Origin of the sequence: Enterobacter sp. 120016, assembly GCF_018383635.1 — a bacterium.
GTDB lineage: Bacteria > Pseudomonadota > Gammaproteobacteria > Enterobacterales > Enterobacteriaceae > Enterobacter > Enterobacter asburiae_D.
In genome coordinates, this window is the sequence record NZ_JAHAWC010000068.1 from 1 (window position 1) to 222 (window position 222).

General features: G+C 65.3%; 1 protein-coding gene. It reads left to right on the forward strand.

All coding sequences use genetic code 11. The annotated features are described in order from the left end of the window. Window positions 1-222, forward strand: a 222-nt coding sequence (locus KIF87_RS23150) for an RHS repeat domain-containing protein (RefSeq protein WP_249666013.1), incomplete at both ends; no start/stop codon positions are given.

Consider the following 222-nt stretch of genomic DNA (forward strand, 5'->3'; position numbering starts at 1 on the left):
GCCTGTGGCAGGCTCATCACCCTGCGGGAATATGACCTCAGCGGCAGAGAGGAGCAGGTGCGTGTCACCCGCCTGACGCGGGATGTGTCCGGGCGGATCGCGGAGAAAATACTGCCTGACGGGAAAAAAATCCGCTACGCCCGGGACGGTTTCGGCCGGCTGACGTCAGCAGACGACGGTGAGTGGCCGCTCGCATGGCAGTATGACCGCCGCGGGCTGCTG